The sequence below is a fragment of the Roseibium sp. QJM3NY_11 genome (assembly GCF_056173175.1).
In genome coordinates, this window is the sequence record NZ_CM149660.1 from 3846832 (window position 1) to 3862508 (window position 15677).

Here is a 15677-nt window from a genome sequence, read left to right on the forward strand (position 1 = left end):
CACTGGCCGGGGCACTGGCCGGAACACTGGAAAGACTTAGATCTGACGCCCAAGGCCGGCCCTCCCGACCGGCCAGATTGAAGGAGTGTTCGCCATGACTGGCGGAACAGAGGTGCACGAGCCGTTCGACATCAACGACGATACCCTGCGTGAAGAATGCGGTGTCTTCGGCATTCTTGGCCACGAGGATGCCAGCGCGCTGGCCGCGCTCGGCCTGCATGCCCTCCAGCACCGCGGCCAGGAAGCCGCCGGTATTGTCACCTTCGATAATGAACAGTTCCGGGCCGAACGGCATCTGGGCCTTGTCGGCGATCATTTTTCCGACGCGGAAACGATCGGCCGCCTGACGGGCAGAGCCGCCATCGGCCATGTCCGCTATTCCACCACCGGCGAAACGATCCTGCGCAACGTGCAGCCGCTGTTCGCGGAGCTGGACGGCGGCGGCATCGCCGTGTGTCACAACGGCAACTTCACCAACGCGCTCACCTTGCGGCGGCAACTGATCCGCGACGGCGCGATCTGCCAGTCGACATCCGATTCCGAAGTGGTGCTGCAGCTTGTCGCCCGCTCGCGCGCGGGCAAGATCGTCGATCGTTTCATCGAGGCGATCACGCAGATGGAAGGCGCCTATTCGCTGGTGGCCCTGACTTCCAAGAAGCTGATCGGTGCCCGTGACCCGCTCGGCATCCGGCCACTGGTGCTGGGCGATCTGAACGGCGCGCCGATCCTGGCCTCTGAGACCTGCGCGCTGGACATCATCGGCGCGAAATTCATCCGCGAAGTGGAAAACGGCGAAGTCATCGTCTGTTCCTCGACCGGGATCGAATCCTTTTTCCCGTTCGGCAAGCAGACCGCGCGGCCGTGCATCTTCGAATACATCTATTTCTCGCGTCCCGATTCCATCGTCGGAGGCCGCAGCGTTTACGACGTGCGCCGCGAGATGGGCCGGCAACTGGCGCGCGAGACCCAGGTGGATGCGGATGTGATCGTGCCGGTGCCGGACAGCGGCGTGCCGGCGGCCATCGGCTACAGTCAGGAAAGCGGTGTTCCCTTTGAACTCGGCATCATCCGCAATCACTATGTTGGACGCACCTTCATCGAGCCGACCCAGCAGATCCGGGCCCTGGGCGTAAAGATGAAACATTCCGCGAACCGGGCCCAGATCGAGGGCAAGCGGGTGGTGCTGGTCGACGACAGCCTTGTGCGCGGCACCACCTCCGTGAAGATCGTGCAGATGATCCGGGATGCTGGCGCCCGCGAAGTTCACTTCCGTCTGGCCAGCCCGCCGATCAAGTATTCCGACTACTACGGCATCGACACGCCGGTCCGCGAGAAATTGCTGGCCGCCAAATACGGCCTAGAGGAAATGCGGGCCTATATCGGTGCCGACACTCTCGCCTTCCTGTCCGTGGACGGCATCTACCGGTCGATGGGCTTCGAAGGCCGCGACAATGCCAATCCCCAGTTCACCGATCATTGCTTTACCGGCGACTATCCGACGTCCCTGACGGATCTTTCCGAAGATCAGGACTTTGTCAGCGCCCCGCGGCTGGTGGAAGTCGGCTGACCCGACCCGGCCTTTCAGGATCGATCAGAATCGGGCCTCCGGACGGTATCGCCGGGAGGCGGCCCGGAATAAGAGACCACGCATGAAAAAAGACTTCGAAGGCCGAATTGCGCTCGTGACCGGTGCGTCCCGCGGGATCGGCTACCAGCTTGCAAGGCAACTCGGCGAACGCGGCGCGCATGTGATCGCGCTTGCGCGCACCGTCGGCGCCCTTGAGGAACTGGACGACGAGATCAAGGCTGCCGGTGGCGAAGCCACACTGGTTCCGCTTGACCTGATGGATTTCGATGCGCTCGACCGTCTCGGCGCGGCGATCCATGAACGCTGGAAGAAGCTCGATATCTTCATCGGCAATGCGGGCATGCTTGGCGTGCTGTCGCCCCTCGGCCACATTTCGCCGAAAGACTTCGACAAGGTGATGGCGGTGAACGTTACCGCAAACTGGCGGCTGATCCGCTCCCTCGACCCGCTGCTGCGTCAGTCGGCCGCCGGCCGCGCGCTGTTTCTGACGGCGGTCCAGGCCCACACCTGCGCTGCCTTCTGGGGTTTGCAGGCCACCAGCAAGGCCGCCGTCGAGGCCATGGCCCGGACCTGGGCGCATGAAAGCCTGAAGACGGCGATGAAGATCAATCTGGCGGATCCGGGGCCCACCCGGACCGGTCTGCGCGCAAAGGCAATGCCCGGCGAAATCGCGGCCAACCTGCCGCAGCCGGCCCAAGTGGCTGATGACCTTCTGGCCCTCGTCGGGCCGGAAGTGCTTGAAACCGGCAGGCTGTATGATCGTGTCAGCAAAGACTGGGCCACCCTGTAGCCGCGCTTGGCCCGGCGCTCAAAAATTGTCCCCGCGTTTCAAAATTGACGCCGCGTTTAAAAATGCGGTTGTACCAAGCGCAGTTGAAAGGAACCCGTTTGATTGCATTGTCCCGGTTCGCCGACGAGGCGCGTTGCGAAGGGCGGTCTGGTTGACCGTTTAAGCAGCGCAACGCTGCTCGGTGAGCCGGAACAAGCCACCGCAGGCCGCGTTTGGAGACTGTTCTGCCGTGTCGCGCGTCTTGACCGATGATCCACATCGCTCTGCGACGTGCTTCTTGCCGAACAATCTCCAAACGCGGTCAAACGGTTTCCTTTCAATTGCGATTGGTATTAGGTGGTCTGCGAACAACTTCGGAGGAACCACCCATGCAGCTCGGTGCCTTTTCCATCAGCCTCACCGTCAAGGACATCAGGAAATCGAAGGCCTTTTATGAAGGCCTGGGCTTTTCGGATATGGGCGGAACGGGGGATGAAGACTGGGTGATCCTGAAGAACGGCGATACCGTGATCGGCCTGTTTCAGGGCATGTTCGAGAAAAACATGCTGACTTTCAATCCGGGCTGGAACCAGAATGCGGAAAAGCTGGCCGACTTTCAGGACATCCGCTCGCTGCAGGACGACTTGAAGGCCAAGGGGTACCAGTTCGCCGCCGAAGCCGACCCGTCCACGTCCGGCCCCGCAAGTTTCATGCTGGTCGATCCGGATGGAAATCCGGTCCTGATCGACCAGCACGTGTGATTCCGGCTGGTTTCAGCTGAACAGGGTGTCAGCGGCCCCCGCGTGCGAGACCGGAACCAGGACCAGAACCGGGTTCACGCCGCTTCCAGCGGTGCGAAGGAACTTTCGGCGATTTCGCGCAGGTCTTCATAGACACCCGGTGCGCCGACCACGACGCGCGCGCCGTGATAGAGCGCATGGTTGACATCCTGCTCCATGACGTTGCCGCCCGCCTCGACGGTCAGCAGCATGCCGGCCAGGCAGTCCCAGGCGTTCATGTGCGATTCCACGTAGCCGATAAGCCGCCCGGACGCCGCATAGGCGAGCATCAGGCCGCCCGAGGCGTTGCGGAAGAACACCCCGCCCTTGGACACCACCGCACCAACGACGTTGACCGCATCCGTCACGGATGTCCGTCCGTTGAAGCCCACACCGACGGACCCGTGGGACAGGCTCTGGCTGTCGGACGCCTTGATCGGTTTGCCGTTCAAAAACGCACCGTGGCCGGCCGCGGCCTTGAAGGTTTCGTTGGAAACGGGATCGTGAATGACACCGACAATCACCTGCCCCTGATGCACGCAGGCGATGATCACGCACCATTGAGGAATGCCGGCGACGAAGTTGGCGGTGCCGTCGATCGGATCCGTGACCCAAGTATAGCCGGAACCGCCTTCTTCCATGCCGTGTTCCTCACCCAGGATACCGTCATCCGGATAGGCCTTGGCAAGTTCGTCGCGGATCAGCGTTTCCACATTCCGGTCGGCTTCGGACACGAGATCCTGATGACCTTTCTGCGTGACCGTGAGCGTGTCCAGCTTGCGAAAATAGTCCAGTCCGAGCTCGCCTGCCTTTGCGGCGAGGGCGACGGCAAAATCGAGCCGTTCGAGTGACATCAACAATTCTCCCTTAAAGGTATTGGCCCCGGCGACCGGTGTCTGGTGCCAGGGAACTTTCAGCGTGGAAGTCCGGGCAAAGCCGCCCGGCTACTGAATCTTCCGTTTTTTCTTCGTCGCGTAGGGATTCTCACCCTTTCGGTAGGACAGCCGGATCGGCGTGCCCTGGATTCCGAAGGCCTCCCGCAGCGAGTTGACCAGGTACCGCGTATAGCTTTCAGGCAACTGTTCGGGCCGTGAGCAGAACACCACGAAATGGGGCGGGCGGGTCTTCGGCTGTGTCATGTAGCGCAGGCGCACGCGGCGCCCGGCCACGGCCGGTGTCGGATGTTTCGCCGTCACCCGGTCCAGCCAGCGGTTCAGCTTGGACGTTGACACACGTGCGTTCCAGGCCTCGTAAGCTCCAAAGATGCTCTCTACCAGCCTGTCGATCCCCTGCCCCTGCAGGCCCGACAGCGTGGCGATGCGCACGCCCCGGATCTGGTTGAAATACCGCTCGTTGGCGTCCTTGATCTTTTTCCAGGCTTCTTCCCGGTCCTCGATAAGGTCCCATTTGTTGATGGCAATGACCAGCGCCCGGCCTTCGCGCGCCACCAGATCGATGATCTGAAGATCCTGCTTTTCAAAGGACATGGTCGCGTCCAGCGTGACCACGACGACTTCGGCGAACTTGATCGCGCGCAACGCGTCTGCCACGGACAGCTTTTCCAGCTTTTCCTGCACCCGCGCCTTTCTGCGGATGCCGGCCGTATCGAACAGCTTGATGTGATGGTCGCGCCAGGTCCATTCCACCGAGATGGAGTCGCGCGTGATGCCGGCTTCCGGGCCGGTCAGCATGCGGTCCTCGCCCAGCATCCGGTTGATCAGCGTGGATTTGCCCGCATTCGGCCGGCCGACGATGGCAACCCTCAGCGGGCGCTCGCGGGTGCCGACCGGTTCTTCCTCGCCGACGATTTCGCCGTCCTCGTCGACATCGACATTGGTCACGGCCTCTTCGCGCCGGCCTTCTTCCTCCTCGGTGATGCGGTCGACATGCGGTTTCAGTGCATCGTAGAGATCGGAGAGGCCCTCGCCATGTTCGGCCGAGATCGCGATCGGCTCGCCGAGACCGAGCGCGTAGGATTCGTAAAGACCGCTTTCCCCGGCGCGGCCTTCCGCCTTGTTGGCCAGCAGGATCACCGGCCGGGTAGTCTTGCGGGCCACTTCGGCGAAATGCGCGTCGAGCGGCGTGACGCCGGCGCGTGCGTCGATCACGAACAGCACCGCGTCGGCGGTCTCGATCGCCTCCTCGGTCTGGCGGCGCATGCGCCCTTCCAGCGAGCTCTTGTCCGCGTCTTCAAGGCCGGCGGTATCGACGATTGTGAACTTGAGATCACCCAGTCGGGCTTCGCCCGGCCGCCGGTCGCGCGTGACGCCCGGGGTGTCATCGACCAGAGCCAGGCGTTTGCCGACAAGGCGGTTGAACAATGTGGACTTGCCGACATTCGGCCGTCCAACGATGGCGACAGTGGCGCCCACAGCAATAACTCCTGTCAGGCGGGGCATGATGGGCCCGCCCTGAATGCAGGAACAACGGCTTTCCGGTCAGAGAGGACCGGGAAGCCGTTGTTCCAATTTAATGTGTCAGAGCACGCGCTCCGCGTTCGATGGAACGCAGGATGCTCTAGTTGAAGGCGGCGACGCCGTCGTTTTCCGTCAGGACCACGATACGCCCGGCGGCCACGATGGGCGTCACGAAGACATCCGTGTTGGTCCGTTGCGTCAAGATGATCTTGCCGCTGGCGGAGTCGACCATGGCGATCTGTCCGTCACTGGAAAAGGCCACCAGAGTGCCGTTGGCCAGAACCGGGCCAGCCCAGTTGCGGCGCTTCTTCTTCTTTTCCGGACGCGGCAGAGCCGTTGCCCAGAGGGTCTCGCCGTTCTTGAGGTTGAGCGCCACCATGCGATCGTCCAGATCGACCATGAACAGCGCGCTGCCCGAGACAACGGGTGTATGGACACTGCCAAGATTTTGCTCCCAGCGGCGCTGACCCGTACGAACGTCAACCGCAACGGTCCGGCCGGACACCCCGGTCGCGTAAACCGTGTTGCCGGTGACCACCGGGCTCGCGGACACGTCCGCCAGCCCGGAAAGCGCAAGGGTCCTGAAACCGCGCGACACGCCATCGATCCAGGCCGGTTCGCCGGACTTGATGTCGATGGCCATGATCTCACCCGACGAGAACGGAACGATCACACGGTTCCCCGAGATCGCCGGATTGGCCGCGGACAGCAGCCCCCCGGTTTCCTCGATGCCGGCATAGCTCCAGGCGACGGTGCCGTCGGACTGGTTCAGAGCGTAAACTTCGTTGGATTGGGAGACGACGAAAACATGGCCCTTGCCCGCAACGGGTGCGCCGCGGGCCGGTGTATCGAGGTCGGCCCGCCAGATGACGCGGCCGGAACCGGCCTCAAGGGCCGCGATCTGCCTGTAGCTGGTGGCCGCATAGACCACGCCGCCTTCCACCGTCACGCCACCGCCGGGCCCGATGTCCCGCTCGCCTTCCGGCCGCAGGTTCTGGGTCCATTGCCTTCCGCCAGCCGTTGAAAGCGCGACCACTTCGCCGTTCGGCTTGTAGATATAGATGCGGCTGCCGTCACTGACGGGCCGTGCCGACAAACGCAGCGCCGCCGAGGTGATCCCCCTGCCGGAAGTGCCGACCTGCGCACGCCAGGCCCGGTTGCCGGAAACGGACACTGCGACATTCCCGGGATCGTTGGTCAGGCCGCCGCCGGCCGTGGTCCAGGTCTGCCCGCCGGTCGCCGGTCCAACCTTGGCGGCCTGGCCCGATGCCACGGTCGCCGGATCGGCACCGTCGAACACAGGCTGGCGCTCGCCGGGGAGCACCTTGTCCCGGCTGAACGGATTGAAGTTGTCGGTGAAATCACTGACCGAACCGCACCCTGTCAGTGCCAGGGACAGCGCCAGGACAGCGAATGTTCCGCGCGCGCGGTGGGACACAATCGTAAAACTCACTGAGCGGTTCCTTCACTGGCCGCCTCGGCAGCGCCGTTGGTGGCGCGAACGAGATCCCGCAGTATCGCAGCGCGCCGGGAGATTTCCGCCGGCGTTTCCGGATCTTCCTCAAGCGCGGTCAGCCACTGGCGGGACGCATCCACATTTCCGTCTTTCCAGGCACTTAAAACGAGAACTTCACGTGCAGCTGCACGAAACGGACCGGTTTCGCCGGTGAGCTTCTCCACCCGGTCGGCGATGGCCGAATAGTCCTCGAGATCAACGGCGAGATAGGCGGCGCGCAGAGCTGCGATGTCGCGCAGCGCTTCCATCAGTCCGCTGTCGCGGGACAACGCGTCGAAAGCAGCGAGGGCTTCGCCGGTGTCCCCTGCATTGGCGAGATCGGTCGCAAGCCGGAACCGGGCCAGAGCCGGATATCCGCCAATGGCTCCTTCCAGGTCGCCATAAAGCGCGGCCGCCTCCTGGTAGTCTCCGTCTTCCGACAGTTGCACGGCGTCGTAGAAGGTATCGCCGGCGCTCTGGGATTGCTGTTCCTGCCAATAGAGCCAGCCCCGGTAGCCGCCAGTGCCGACGATGACCAGGACCGCGACACCAATCACCCAGAAACCGAAGCGGTCCCAAAGCCGACGGTATTTTTCCTGGCGGATATCTTCATCGACTTCACGAAAAATGTCAGACATGCGTGTCTTTTTCCTGCATTCACTTCATCGGCCCGGTCCAAAAGACCGGCCCTCGCCCGTTATCGAGTGGCGCACATTATCCATTTGATCAGGCTCGGGCAATTCCTTGTCCGGGCTTAAATCGGTCCTTCATGGCGCAAGTGGGGCAATCCGCCGCAAATTGACGGTTTGCGAAGGCTTTTTCGTCCTGTTCGAACCGATCAGGCTGCCGGAACACCGATCAGCCAGGCATGCAGCTTCCAGACGAACAGCGCATAAAGCACGAGGCCGATCAGAATCACGACCACATCGGAGAATTTTCCGGGGTCTTTTGCCGCTGCAATCAGCCCCGCCCCCGGCCCGCGCCGTTTCAGGGAAATGCGGTCGGCCACCGCCCAGGCGAGAAAACCTCCGAACAGCAACACCGAGGCCAGGTCGCCGTTGGCGAGCAGATGGGCCAACGCCCAGAGTTTCACCGCCACCAGCATCGGGTGTTTCAGGGTCCTGCTGATCCGGCTGGGTACATAGGCCGCGACGAGAAAGATGAATACCGGCACCATCAGCAGCATGGTGACATGACGCAGCCAGAATGGCGGGTCGTAGACCAGCAGCGGGCCTTCCGCCCGCGCAAGGCCATACCCGTAGATGATCAGGCCAAGGCCGATGGCCGAAACCAGGGTGAAAAGCCCCTTGTAGCCGTTTTCTCCGAGCCTGGAGATCAGCGCTGCCCGCCTGGACGAAAAAATGGGAACCGCATGAATTCCCAAAAACAAAACCAGTCCCGCAATCAGCAAGGCCATATCCGCTCTCCCTCTGCGCCCGCAGGCGATGCCTCGCGGTTCCGTGTGTCCGCGCCACAGGCGGACCATAGGAGGCAGACGGCGCGCCCGCAACACCCATCAGCGCGGCAAGCAGCTCCGCTTCCTTGCGCCTCCGGCGGCCCTAGGCGGCGGCGCACTGCTTGCAAATGCCGCGCAGTTCGATGGTGGTTCGCGACAACTGGAAACCTTGCTCACCGGTCCAGTCCTTCAGGTACCCGATGGCCTTGTCCGGTGTGAACTCACTGACCAGGCCGCACTTCTCGCAGATCGCGAAGGCGGCGGTGTCATGACCGGCGCATCCCGAATGGCTGCAGGCAACAAAGGCATTCAGGCTCTCCAGCCGATGGACCAGCCCGTAATCGACGAGCTTTTCGAGCGCGCGATAGACCTGCAGCGGCGCGCGGAAACCGCTGTCGCGCAACGCATCCAGTATCGCGTAGGCGGTCAGCGGACTGCCGGCATCCGAAAGCGAGCCGAACACCAGCGACTGGTTCTTCGTCAGTTCGGGATGGGACTGGGCCATCACGGTCGATCTCCTTTTGTGGCGGCACTCATCCTTCTCACAATCCGCCCGCCCGGAACAAGGCTGAGCATGAACAGCAGCATCGCCGCGACAACGATCGAGGGGCCCGATGGCGTGTCGTAGTGAAGCGATCCGTACAGCCCCGCAACAACCGCTGCGGCACCGGCAAATGCGGCAATGACGGCCATTTGCTCCGGTGAAGCGGACATCCGCCGTGCGGCGGCGGCAGGAATGATCAGGAGTGCCGTGATCAGCAATGCGCCGATCACCTTGAGCGAAATTGCGATCACGATGGCGGTGAGCAGAATGAAGACAAGTTCGGTCCGTTCCGGACGCAAGCCCTCGCTGGCCGCCAGGTCCGGACTGACCGTGGCCGCGAACAGCCGCCGCCAGATCAGCACGAGCAGCACCAGAACCAGGGCGCCGCCGCCATAGATCATGGCAATATCCAGCCGTGTCACGGACAGGATGTCACCGAACAGAAGCCCCAGAAGATCAACACGGACCCAGGTCATGAACGCCAGGCAGACCAGTCCCAGCGCCAGCGCCGAATGAGACAGCAGTCCGAGAATGGCATCCGAGGACAGCGTTTCGCGGCGGCGTAGGAACACCAGCAGCCCGGCGAGAATCACGGACACGCCTCCCACCGCAAGGGTGGTGTTGATTTGCAGAAGCAACGACAGCGCCACGCCCAGCAGCGCGGCATGGGACAGCGTGTCACCGAAATAGGCCATGCGGCGCCAGACTATGAAGCAGCCGAGCGGTCCGGCGACCAGTGCGACCCCGATGCCGGCAACCAGGGCCCTGACAAAAAAATCATCCAGCATCGCGCAGTCCGATCCTGTCCGGAGTGTCGTCGATGTCAGGGTCGTGATGCTCGCCGGAGCAGGACGAGCAGATCGACCCGTCCGCGTGGCGCACTTCGCCGCCGGGCAGATGGACATGATCGTGATCATGCTGGTAGACGGCCAGCGCCGGATTGCCACGCGCGCCGAACAAGGCGTGATAATTGTCGTCCTTGCTGAGTTCGGACGGCGTGCCCCGGCAACAGACATGCCCGTTGAGACAGATCACCTGGTCCGCGGCCGCCATGACGATATGAAGATCATGCGAAATCATCAGAATTCCGCAGCCGAGCGTGTCCCGGATGCTGCAGATCAGATCGTAGATCGCGATCTCGCCGACATAATCCACACCCTGGACCGGCTCGTCGAGAACGAGCAGGTCCGGATCGCGCGCAATCGCCCGCGCCAGCATGACACGCTGCATTTCTCCGCCGGACAAGGCGCGCATTTCGGATGTCAGCAAGCGCTCGGCGCCGGTGCGCTCCAGGGCGGCGCGGCAATCGGCATCGGACAGCGGATTGGTCAGCCGCAGAAACCGGGCAACCGTCAATGGCAGGGTCCAGTCGATCGCAAGTTTCTGCGGGACATACCCGACCTTCAGGCCCGGTCGCCGCTCGGCACGGCCCTCGGAGGGATTGAGGATGCCCAGAGCCATTTTCGCCGTGGTCGATTTGCCGGAACCATTCGGCCCGATCAGCGTTACTATTTCGCCGGGGGAGACGGTCAGATCCACGCCGCGGACCAGCCAGTTGCTGCCCATGCGCATGCCTGCTCGCTCCAGCCGCACCAGTCCGGATTTGGGATTTGCCATCGTATCAAAAAGCCTGCTCAGCTCACATCACGCGACGCCACGTGGCGTTATATTATTACATAGATAACCCTCAAGTGCCTGACTTGCAACCACTCCGCTGGTGTTTCACACTGACCGCACCGCAGCATGACCCGAGCATGCTGCAAAGCGGCAGCACAGGAACGAAATCATGATTTTTCCGTGTATCTTGTCAGGCGGGGTCGGATCACGCCTCTGGCCGCTGTCCCGAACGGACCGGCCGAAGCAGTTTCTGCCTCTTTTCGGTGGCGAGAGCCTGTTTCAGAAAACTTGCCGGCGAATCGACCAGCCTGATTTTGCCGACCCGATCGTGATCGGCAGCAACGCCCACCGGTTTCTGGTCGGCGAACAATTGTCCGAGCTCGGCATGGAGGCCCAGCCGATCCTGCTGGAACCGGTCGGCCGCAATACCGCCCCTCCTGCCCTTATGGCGGCGTTGATCGCCGCGGAAAAAGACCCCGATGCCCTGATTCTGCTGTTGCCGTCCGATCATCTGATCGGCAAGGAGGATGTTTTTCTCGCAGCGGTCCGCGAAGCGGAGACGGCCGCGAAAAACGGACAGATCGTGACATTCGGCATCCAGCCGACCGACCCCAACACAGGCTATGGATACATCCGCGTTGCAGCAGGCAGCCAGGCTGTCCGTCCGGTCGAGGCGTTCGTCGAGAAACCGGATCAGGACACGGCGGAAGCTTTTTTGCGGGAGGGCGGCTACGTCTGGAACGCCGGCATCTTCCTTTATGCCGCCAGCACCATGATCGAGGCCTTCAAACAGCATCAACCGAAGCTCTACAAGGATATTGTCGCCGTCATGAAGACGCGGCACGGCGATCTGGATTTCATCCGGCTCGACGAGGATGCCTTCGCGAAACTGGACAATATCTCGATCGACTACGCCGTCATGGAAAAGGCGGAAAACGTTGTTTGCGCGCCCGTCGCGCCCGATTGGGACGACCTCGGATCGTGGTCGGCCATCTGGGCCGTGCTCGACAAGGACAAGGACGGCAACAGCGGCCTCGGCGACGCCCGGTTTCTGGACAGTCACGATTGCCTTGCCTACGCGGACCGCGGCCTGGTCTCGGTGATCGGGCTCAGGGATGTGATGGTCATCGCCACCGCCGACAGCGTTCTGGTCGCGCACAAGGACAGCGCCCAGGATGTGAAAACCGTTGTCGAGCAACTGAAGGCGGAAGGCCGCGACGAAGTCGACCGCCACCCGCGCTCCTACAGGCCCTGGGGCTACACCGAGCGGATCAATTCCGGCGACCGGTTCGCGGTGCAGTCGATGCTGATCAAGCCGGGAAAACGTCTCAGCCTGCAGAGCCATCTTCACCGGGCGGAGCACTGGATCGTTGTGTCCGGCACCGTGGAAATCACGATCAACGGCCGGACTTCGCTGCTCAGCGAAAACGAATCGGCGTATGTGCCTCTTGGGGCGCAGCACACCCTTCACAATCCCGGCAAGATTGCCGTGCGCATGATCGAAGTCCAGTCGGGAACCTACCTGCAGGAAGACGACATCGTCCGGCACCCGATTGCATCACAAGAATCCTGAACTGAACCATTTATCTGTGACACGTCCTTGCCTTGTATCCTGAAATCCGGCAAGACTTGCCCGGGATCCGGGGTCCCCACGCCCTCTGGGGCCGGACCCGCGCGAGGGACTGGAAAGAGCCATGCACCACGTTTTCATCTGCGATTATGTCCGTACACCGATCGGCCGCTACGGCGGCAAGCTGGCCTCGGTCCGCGCCGACGACCTCGGCGCCATTCCGATCAGCGCGCTGATGGAACGCAATCCGGATACCGACTGGATGGAGCTGGACGATGTCTTTTACGGTTGCGCCAACCAGGCTGGCGAGGACAACCGCAACGTGGCGCGCATGTCGTCCCTGCTCGCCGGTCTTCCGGAAACGGTGCCGGGTCTCACGCTGAACCGCCTGTGCGGATCGGGCATGGACGCCGTCATTGCGGCCACACGCGCGATCAAGAGCGGTGAAATCGATCTTGCGATCGCCGGCGGCGTGGAAAGCATGTCCCGGGCTCCGTTCGTGATGCCGAAAGCGGAGGCCGGCTTCTCGCGCAATGCGGAAATCCACGACACCACGATCGGCTGGCGCTTCGTGAACCCGCTTCTGAAAAGCCAGTACGGCATCGATTCGATGCCGGAAACGGCCGAAAACGTGGCAGCCGAGTTTGCCATCTCCCGGCAGGATCAGGATGCCTTCGCGTTTCGAAGCCAGCAAAGGGCCGCCAAAGCGCAGGCTTCCGGCAGGTTCGATCAGGAAATCATCCCGGTGCTGATCCCCCAGCGCAAGGGAGATCCGGTGCTGGTCGACAAGGACGAACATCCCAGAGCCGGCACCACGCTTGACCAGCTTGGCGCGCTCAAGACCCCGTTCCGCGACAATGGATCGGTCACTGCAGGCAATGCATCGGGTGTGAACGACGGTGCGGCCGCGCTTCTGATCGCTTCCGAAGCGGCGATCGAAAAGCACAATCTGACCCCCATCGCGCGTATCGTCGGAGGGGCGACTGCGGGCGTTCCGCCACGCATCATGGGGATCGGCCCCGCTCCCGCAACCCGGAAACTGTGCGCCCGCAACCGTCTGTCAGTGTCCGAATTCGATGTCATCGAACTCAACGAGGCCTTCGCGGCGCAGGCCATCGCGGTGATGCGGGATCTGGGACTGCCGGAAGATGCCGACTTCGTCAATCCGAACGGTGGCGCCATCGCGCTCGGTCATCCGCTTGGCATGTCCGGCGCCAGGATAACCGGTTCGGCGGCCCTGGAGTTGAAGGTCCGCGGGGGCAGGCTCGCGCTCGCCACGATGTGCATCGGCGTCGGCCAGGGCATCGCCATCGCCCTTGCCGCTGTCTGACGCGCTCAGGTCTTCGGCGGGCGGAATGACGTGCCGGTCTGCCAGCGCCCTTTGAACCGCGTCCCGGACACGACGAGTGCCGGTCTCGGCATACCCGGATCGGAGGCGGCGTCCACGCGCTGGCGACGCTTCATCTGTCTCTCGACATCTCCAATTCTGTCGGCCAGCCGTTCAAACAGCATGGTCGGCATGCGCAGCGTGGACAAGTAAAGCGTCACGACCTCGCCGGCTGCCCTATTCCAGCTGACCTGGCGCACTTCATCGTAAGCGCCTTGCGCAAGGTCCTGAAGCTCAACCGCGTCTTCCACCAGAGGGCGAATGAGACGGACTGTCCGGTGCGGGTTGTTGGCGACCCAGACCGCCGCCAGGACACTAACCAGCGCAAAAACAAAGACATGAATGTTTCGAACGAAATACCCCATTGCAACCCCAGGATTTGCTTAACAAATCGTTAACCCACCCTAGGTCGTACCCGATCGGCAGAATCGCCGCAACCGGGTGGTATGGTTTCGAAACGGTATTTCGAGGAAGGTGGTTAACACAGGACGCGCCGGCCTGCGGGCCGTGTCTTGCGGCTCCATGGCAGACACCGGACCTGTCAAAACTGCCGGTCCGTAAAATTTTACAATATGTGTTACCGGCCCCTTAGAGCCTGGAGGCGTAGAAACAGCGTCCGAACAAGGAGGACGTCATGAACAAACGAAGCGAAGAGATGTCTCTCTCATCTGTCGGACTGTTGCTTCTGCTCACCGCAGCGGCCATGACGCTGTTCGCGGATTTCGGGCCATTGCCGGACAGTCCCGCCCATGCGCGGGAAGCCAATCAGATCATTTCATACTGATTTTTCAGCGAGTTAACCGGCCGGAAATTGCCGCCCGCGCGACCGGTGCGAGCCAGCTCTCACCGGAACCGGTTGCAGGACGGCCCCATCGGCATCAGGCCGTTCCCTCCGCGGAGGCCCGCCGCTGCGGCCGGTCTGGCCAAGCAGCATGATCGCAGACCCGATGACAACCGAGCCAAGTGTGATCACAAGGCCGAAAGCGAGCATGAGCACGGGTAGAACCGGGTCTTCGGCCCCTTGCACCAAAACGCGCAGATTGCCGATATTGCCCGCGAAGATACCGCCAAGCACCAGAGCGGCAATGCAGATCCCCGCCAGAAGGTTGACCGCCAGCAGCCGGAACAGGGGATCCCTCTGCAGTGCGATGCGACGAGATATGCGGTTTGATCCGGTCATCGGTCCCCTCTTCATAAAGCTTTCGCGAAACCGCTTTATCCTAACTGTATTGCGGCACGGCCGACACCTGTCAAAACAGTCATCGCACTCCGGTTCCCTGACCCGGAAGTTGACCGCCATCGGTAAAATTTGTGCGCCGCACTCTTGATCCTGGCGGGCAAGACATATATTTGTTCGATATATCGTTCCAGCATATGGCAATTTTGACGATGCCTGAAACAAAAGTCCCAGCCCGGTTTCAACCGGCCCGAAACGACCGCCCGGATCATCGTCCGGGCAGAGGTTTTCGGCCACGGAGATTGCCATGAGTGTCAGAAGCCTGTGCCTGGCGATCCTGTCATTCGGAGACGCCACCGGTTACGAAATCCGCAAAGAGTCCACCGAAGGCCGCTTCAGCTATTTCGAGGACGCAAGCTTCGGGTCGATCTACCCCGCGCTCGCCCGCCTCGAGGCCGAAGGCATGGTGACCGTGCGCGAAGAACCGCAAGCGGGCAAACCGGCCCGGAAGGTGTATTCCATCACCGAGGCCGGACGCACGGAGTTCATCACGTCCCTGTGCGAACCACAGGCCCCGGATACCTTCAAGTCCCCCTTCCTGCTGATAGCGCTCAATGCCGCAAAACTGCCTCCCGAAATCGTCCGGCGGGCGCTGGAGCGGCGCAAGGCCCAGGTGCTGGAGGAATTGCGCCTGCTGACAGGCCCGGACCACGATCAGGAGTGTGCCCATCCCGGTTCAAACTGGACCCGGGAGTACGGCATCGCCTGCATGAATTTCACCCTCGCCCATCTCGAAGAGCATGGCGAAGCCCTTATCAAGATTGCCGAAGACGCGGCCCGCCCCTTGGCGGCGGCCGCCGAGTAGGTGCGACGTTTCG

17 protein-coding genes are annotated in these 15677 nt (G+C 62.3%); 7 read left to right on the top strand and 10 right to left on the bottom strand.

Annotated elements, in window-relative coordinates; all coding sequences use genetic code 11:
- Positions 1 to 94 precede the first annotated feature (94 nt).
- The 3 genes from purF to AC0VX3_RS17655 all read left to right on the top strand — a co-directional run bounded on the left by purF (position 95) and on the right by AC0VX3_RS17655 (position 3118).
- On the top strand, positions 95 to 1567 hold the full coding sequence (gene purF, locus AC0VX3_RS17645) for an amidophosphoribosyltransferase (protein ID WP_342894194.1): 1473 nt from the start codon (positions 95 to 97) through the stop codon (positions 1565 to 1567).
- Positions 1568 to 1649: 82 nt separating this feature from the next.
- Entirely contained in the window at positions 1650 to 2378 is a 729-nt protein-coding gene (locus tag AC0VX3_RS17650; RefSeq protein ID WP_475521608.1) for an SDR family NAD(P)-dependent oxidoreductase, read from the top strand.
- Between the two features lie 368 nt (positions 2379 to 2746).
- A complete protein-coding gene (locus AC0VX3_RS17655) occupies positions 2747 to 3118 on the top strand; it encodes a VOC family protein (RefSeq protein ID WP_475521609.1) in 372 nt (123 codons plus the stop codon).
- Between the two features lie 74 nt (positions 3119 to 3192).
- Here AC0VX3_RS17655 and AC0VX3_RS17660 read toward each other — a convergent pair whose 3' ends face one another.
- From AC0VX3_RS17660 to AC0VX3_RS17695, 8 genes are all read right to left on the bottom strand, one after another.
- Complete coding sequence (locus AC0VX3_RS17660) at positions 3193 to 3990, bottom strand: inositol monophosphatase family protein (RefSeq protein ID WP_342894191.1); 798 nt, start codon at positions 3988 to 3990, stop codon at positions 3193 to 3195.
- 90 nt (positions 3991 to 4080) lie between these two features.
- Complete coding sequence (gene der / locus AC0VX3_RS17665) at positions 4081 to 5535, bottom strand: ribosome biogenesis GTPase Der (protein ID WP_475521610.1); 1455 nt, start codon at positions 5533 to 5535, stop codon at positions 4081 to 4083.
- Between the two features lie 118 nt (positions 5536 to 5653).
- Positions 5654 to 7006, bottom strand: a complete 1353-nt coding sequence (locus tag AC0VX3_RS17670; RefSeq protein WP_342894189.1) for an outer membrane protein assembly factor BamB family protein — start codon at positions 7004 to 7006, stop codon at positions 5654 to 5656.
- Positions 7003 to 7686: a tetratricopeptide repeat protein gene (locus AC0VX3_RS17675; RefSeq protein ID WP_475521611.1), complete on the bottom strand. Its 684-nt coding sequence runs from the start codon at positions 7684 to 7686 to the stop codon at positions 7003 to 7005. Before AC0VX3_RS17675 ends, AC0VX3_RS17670 begins: the two co-directional genes overlap by 4 nt.
- A 200-nt stretch (positions 7687 to 7886) precedes the next feature.
- Positions 7887 to 8465: an NnrU family protein gene (locus AC0VX3_RS17680; protein ID WP_475521612.1), complete on the bottom strand. Its 579-nt coding sequence runs from the start codon at positions 8463 to 8465 to the stop codon at positions 7887 to 7889.
- A gap of 142 nt (positions 8466 to 8607) precedes the next feature.
- Entirely contained in the window at positions 8608 to 9009 is a 402-nt protein-coding gene (locus AC0VX3_RS17685) for a Fur family transcriptional regulator (RefSeq protein ID WP_475521613.1), read from the bottom strand.
- Positions 9009 to 9836, bottom strand: a complete 828-nt coding sequence (locus tag AC0VX3_RS17690; RefSeq protein WP_348143448.1) for a metal ABC transporter permease — start codon at positions 9834 to 9836, stop codon at positions 9009 to 9011. Before AC0VX3_RS17690 ends, AC0VX3_RS17685 begins: the two co-directional genes overlap by 1 nt.
- A complete protein-coding gene (locus tag AC0VX3_RS17695) occupies positions 9826 to 10665 on the bottom strand; it encodes an ATP-binding cassette domain-containing protein (RefSeq protein WP_475521614.1) in 840 nt (279 codons plus the stop codon). Before AC0VX3_RS17695 ends, AC0VX3_RS17690 begins: the two co-directional genes overlap by 11 nt.
- A gap of 169 nt (positions 10666 to 10834) precedes the next feature.
- On the opposite strand from AC0VX3_RS17695, the gene AC0VX3_RS17700 reads away from it, so the two are divergent.
- Together AC0VX3_RS17700 and pcaF are read left to right on the top strand one after the other, a co-directional pair.
- Positions 10835 to 12238: a mannose-1-phosphate guanylyltransferase/mannose-6-phosphate isomerase gene (locus tag AC0VX3_RS17700; protein WP_475521615.1), complete on the top strand. Its 1404-nt coding sequence runs from the start codon at positions 10835 to 10837 to the stop codon at positions 12236 to 12238.
- A gap of 121 nt (positions 12239 to 12359) precedes the next feature.
- A complete protein-coding gene (pcaF, locus tag AC0VX3_RS17705; RefSeq protein WP_475521616.1) occupies positions 12360 to 13565 on the top strand; it encodes a 3-oxoadipyl-CoA thiolase in 1206 nt (401 codons plus the stop codon).
- A gap of 5 nt (positions 13566 to 13570) precedes the next feature.
- Here the strand turns inward: pcaF and AC0VX3_RS17710 are convergent, their stop codons facing one another.
- Complete coding sequence (locus AC0VX3_RS17710; protein ID WP_475521617.1) at positions 13571 to 13987, bottom strand: hypothetical protein; 417 nt, start codon at positions 13985 to 13987, stop codon at positions 13571 to 13573.
- Between the two features lie 269 nt (positions 13988 to 14256).
- Here AC0VX3_RS17710 and AC0VX3_RS17715 point away from each other — a divergent pair, with 269 nt between their 5' ends.
- Positions 14257 to 14406: a hypothetical protein gene (locus AC0VX3_RS17715; RefSeq protein ID WP_342894180.1), complete on the top strand. Its 150-nt coding sequence runs from the start codon at positions 14257 to 14259 to the stop codon at positions 14404 to 14406.
- Positions 14407 to 14418: 12 nt separating this feature from the next.
- On the opposite strand, the gene AC0VX3_RS17720 is transcribed toward AC0VX3_RS17715, so the two are convergent.
- Positions 14419 to 15108: a hypothetical protein gene (locus tag AC0VX3_RS17720; protein WP_475521618.1), complete on the bottom strand. Its 690-nt coding sequence runs from the start codon at positions 15106 to 15108 to the stop codon at positions 14419 to 14421.
- Between AC0VX3_RS17720 and AC0VX3_RS17725 the strand changes: the two genes are divergently transcribed.
- Entirely contained in the window at positions 15107 to 15664 is a 558-nt protein-coding gene (locus AC0VX3_RS17725) for a PadR family transcriptional regulator (RefSeq protein ID WP_475521619.1), read from the top strand. The genes AC0VX3_RS17720 and AC0VX3_RS17725 overlap by 2 nt on opposite strands.
- Positions 15665 to 15677 lie beyond the last annotated feature (13 nt).

What these genes read in the sequence shown, in the direction of transcription:
- purF (WP_342894194.1), top strand. Translation starts at nt 95, where the DNA reads ATGACTGGCGGAACAGAGGTGCACGAGCCGTTCGACATCAACGACGAT.
- AC0VX3_RS17650 (WP_475521608.1), top strand. Translation starts at nt 1,650, where the DNA reads ATGAAAAAAGACTTCGAAGGCCGAATTGCGCTCGTGACCGGTGCGTCC.
- AC0VX3_RS17655 (WP_475521609.1), top strand. Translation starts at nt 2,747, where the DNA reads ATGCAGCTCGGTGCCTTTTCCATCAGCCTCACCGTCAAGGACATCAGG.
- AC0VX3_RS17660 (WP_342894191.1), bottom strand. Translation starts at nt 3,990, where the DNA reads ATGTCACTCGAACGGCTCGATTTTGCCGTCGCCCTCGCCGCAAAGGCA.
- der (WP_475521610.1), bottom strand. Translation starts at nt 5,535, where the DNA reads ATGCCCCGCCTGACAGGAGTTATTGCTGTGGGCGCCACTGTCGCCATC.
- AC0VX3_RS17675 (WP_475521611.1), bottom strand. Translation starts at nt 7,686, where the DNA reads ATGTCTGACATTTTTCGTGAAGTCGATGAAGATATCCGCCAGGAAAAA.
- AC0VX3_RS17680 (WP_475521612.1), bottom strand. Translation starts at nt 8,465, where the DNA reads ATGGCCTTGCTGATTGCGGGACTGGTTTTGTTTTTGGGAATTCATGCG.
- AC0VX3_RS17685 (WP_475521613.1), bottom strand. Translation starts at nt 9,009, where the DNA reads ATGGCCCAGTCCCATCCCGAACTGACGAAGAACCAGTCGCTGGTGTTC.
- AC0VX3_RS17690 (WP_348143448.1), bottom strand. Translation starts at nt 9,836, where the DNA reads ATGCTGGATGATTTTTTTGTCAGGGCCCTGGTTGCCGGCATCGGGGTC.
- AC0VX3_RS17695 (WP_475521614.1), bottom strand. Translation starts at nt 10,665, where the DNA reads ATGGCAAATCCCAAATCCGGACTGGTGCGGCTGGAGCGAGCAGGCATG.
- AC0VX3_RS17700 (WP_475521615.1), top strand. Translation starts at nt 10,835, where the DNA reads ATGATTTTTCCGTGTATCTTGTCAGGCGGGGTCGGATCACGCCTCTGG.
- pcaF (WP_475521616.1), top strand. Translation starts at nt 12,360, where the DNA reads ATGCACCACGTTTTCATCTGCGATTATGTCCGTACACCGATCGGCCGC.
- AC0VX3_RS17710 (WP_475521617.1), bottom strand. Translation starts at nt 13,987, where the DNA reads ATGGGGTATTTCGTTCGAAACATTCATGTCTTTGTTTTTGCGCTGGTT.
- AC0VX3_RS17715 (WP_342894180.1), top strand. Translation starts at nt 14,257, where the DNA reads ATGAACAAACGAAGCGAAGAGATGTCTCTCTCATCTGTCGGACTGTTG.
- AC0VX3_RS17725 (WP_475521619.1), top strand. Translation starts at nt 15,107, where the DNA reads ATGAGTGTCAGAAGCCTGTGCCTGGCGATCCTGTCATTCGGAGACGCC.
- AC0VX3_RS17720 (WP_475521618.1), bottom strand. Translation starts at nt 15,108, where the DNA reads ATGGCAATCTCCGTGGCCGAAAACCTCTGCCCGGACGATGATCCGGGC.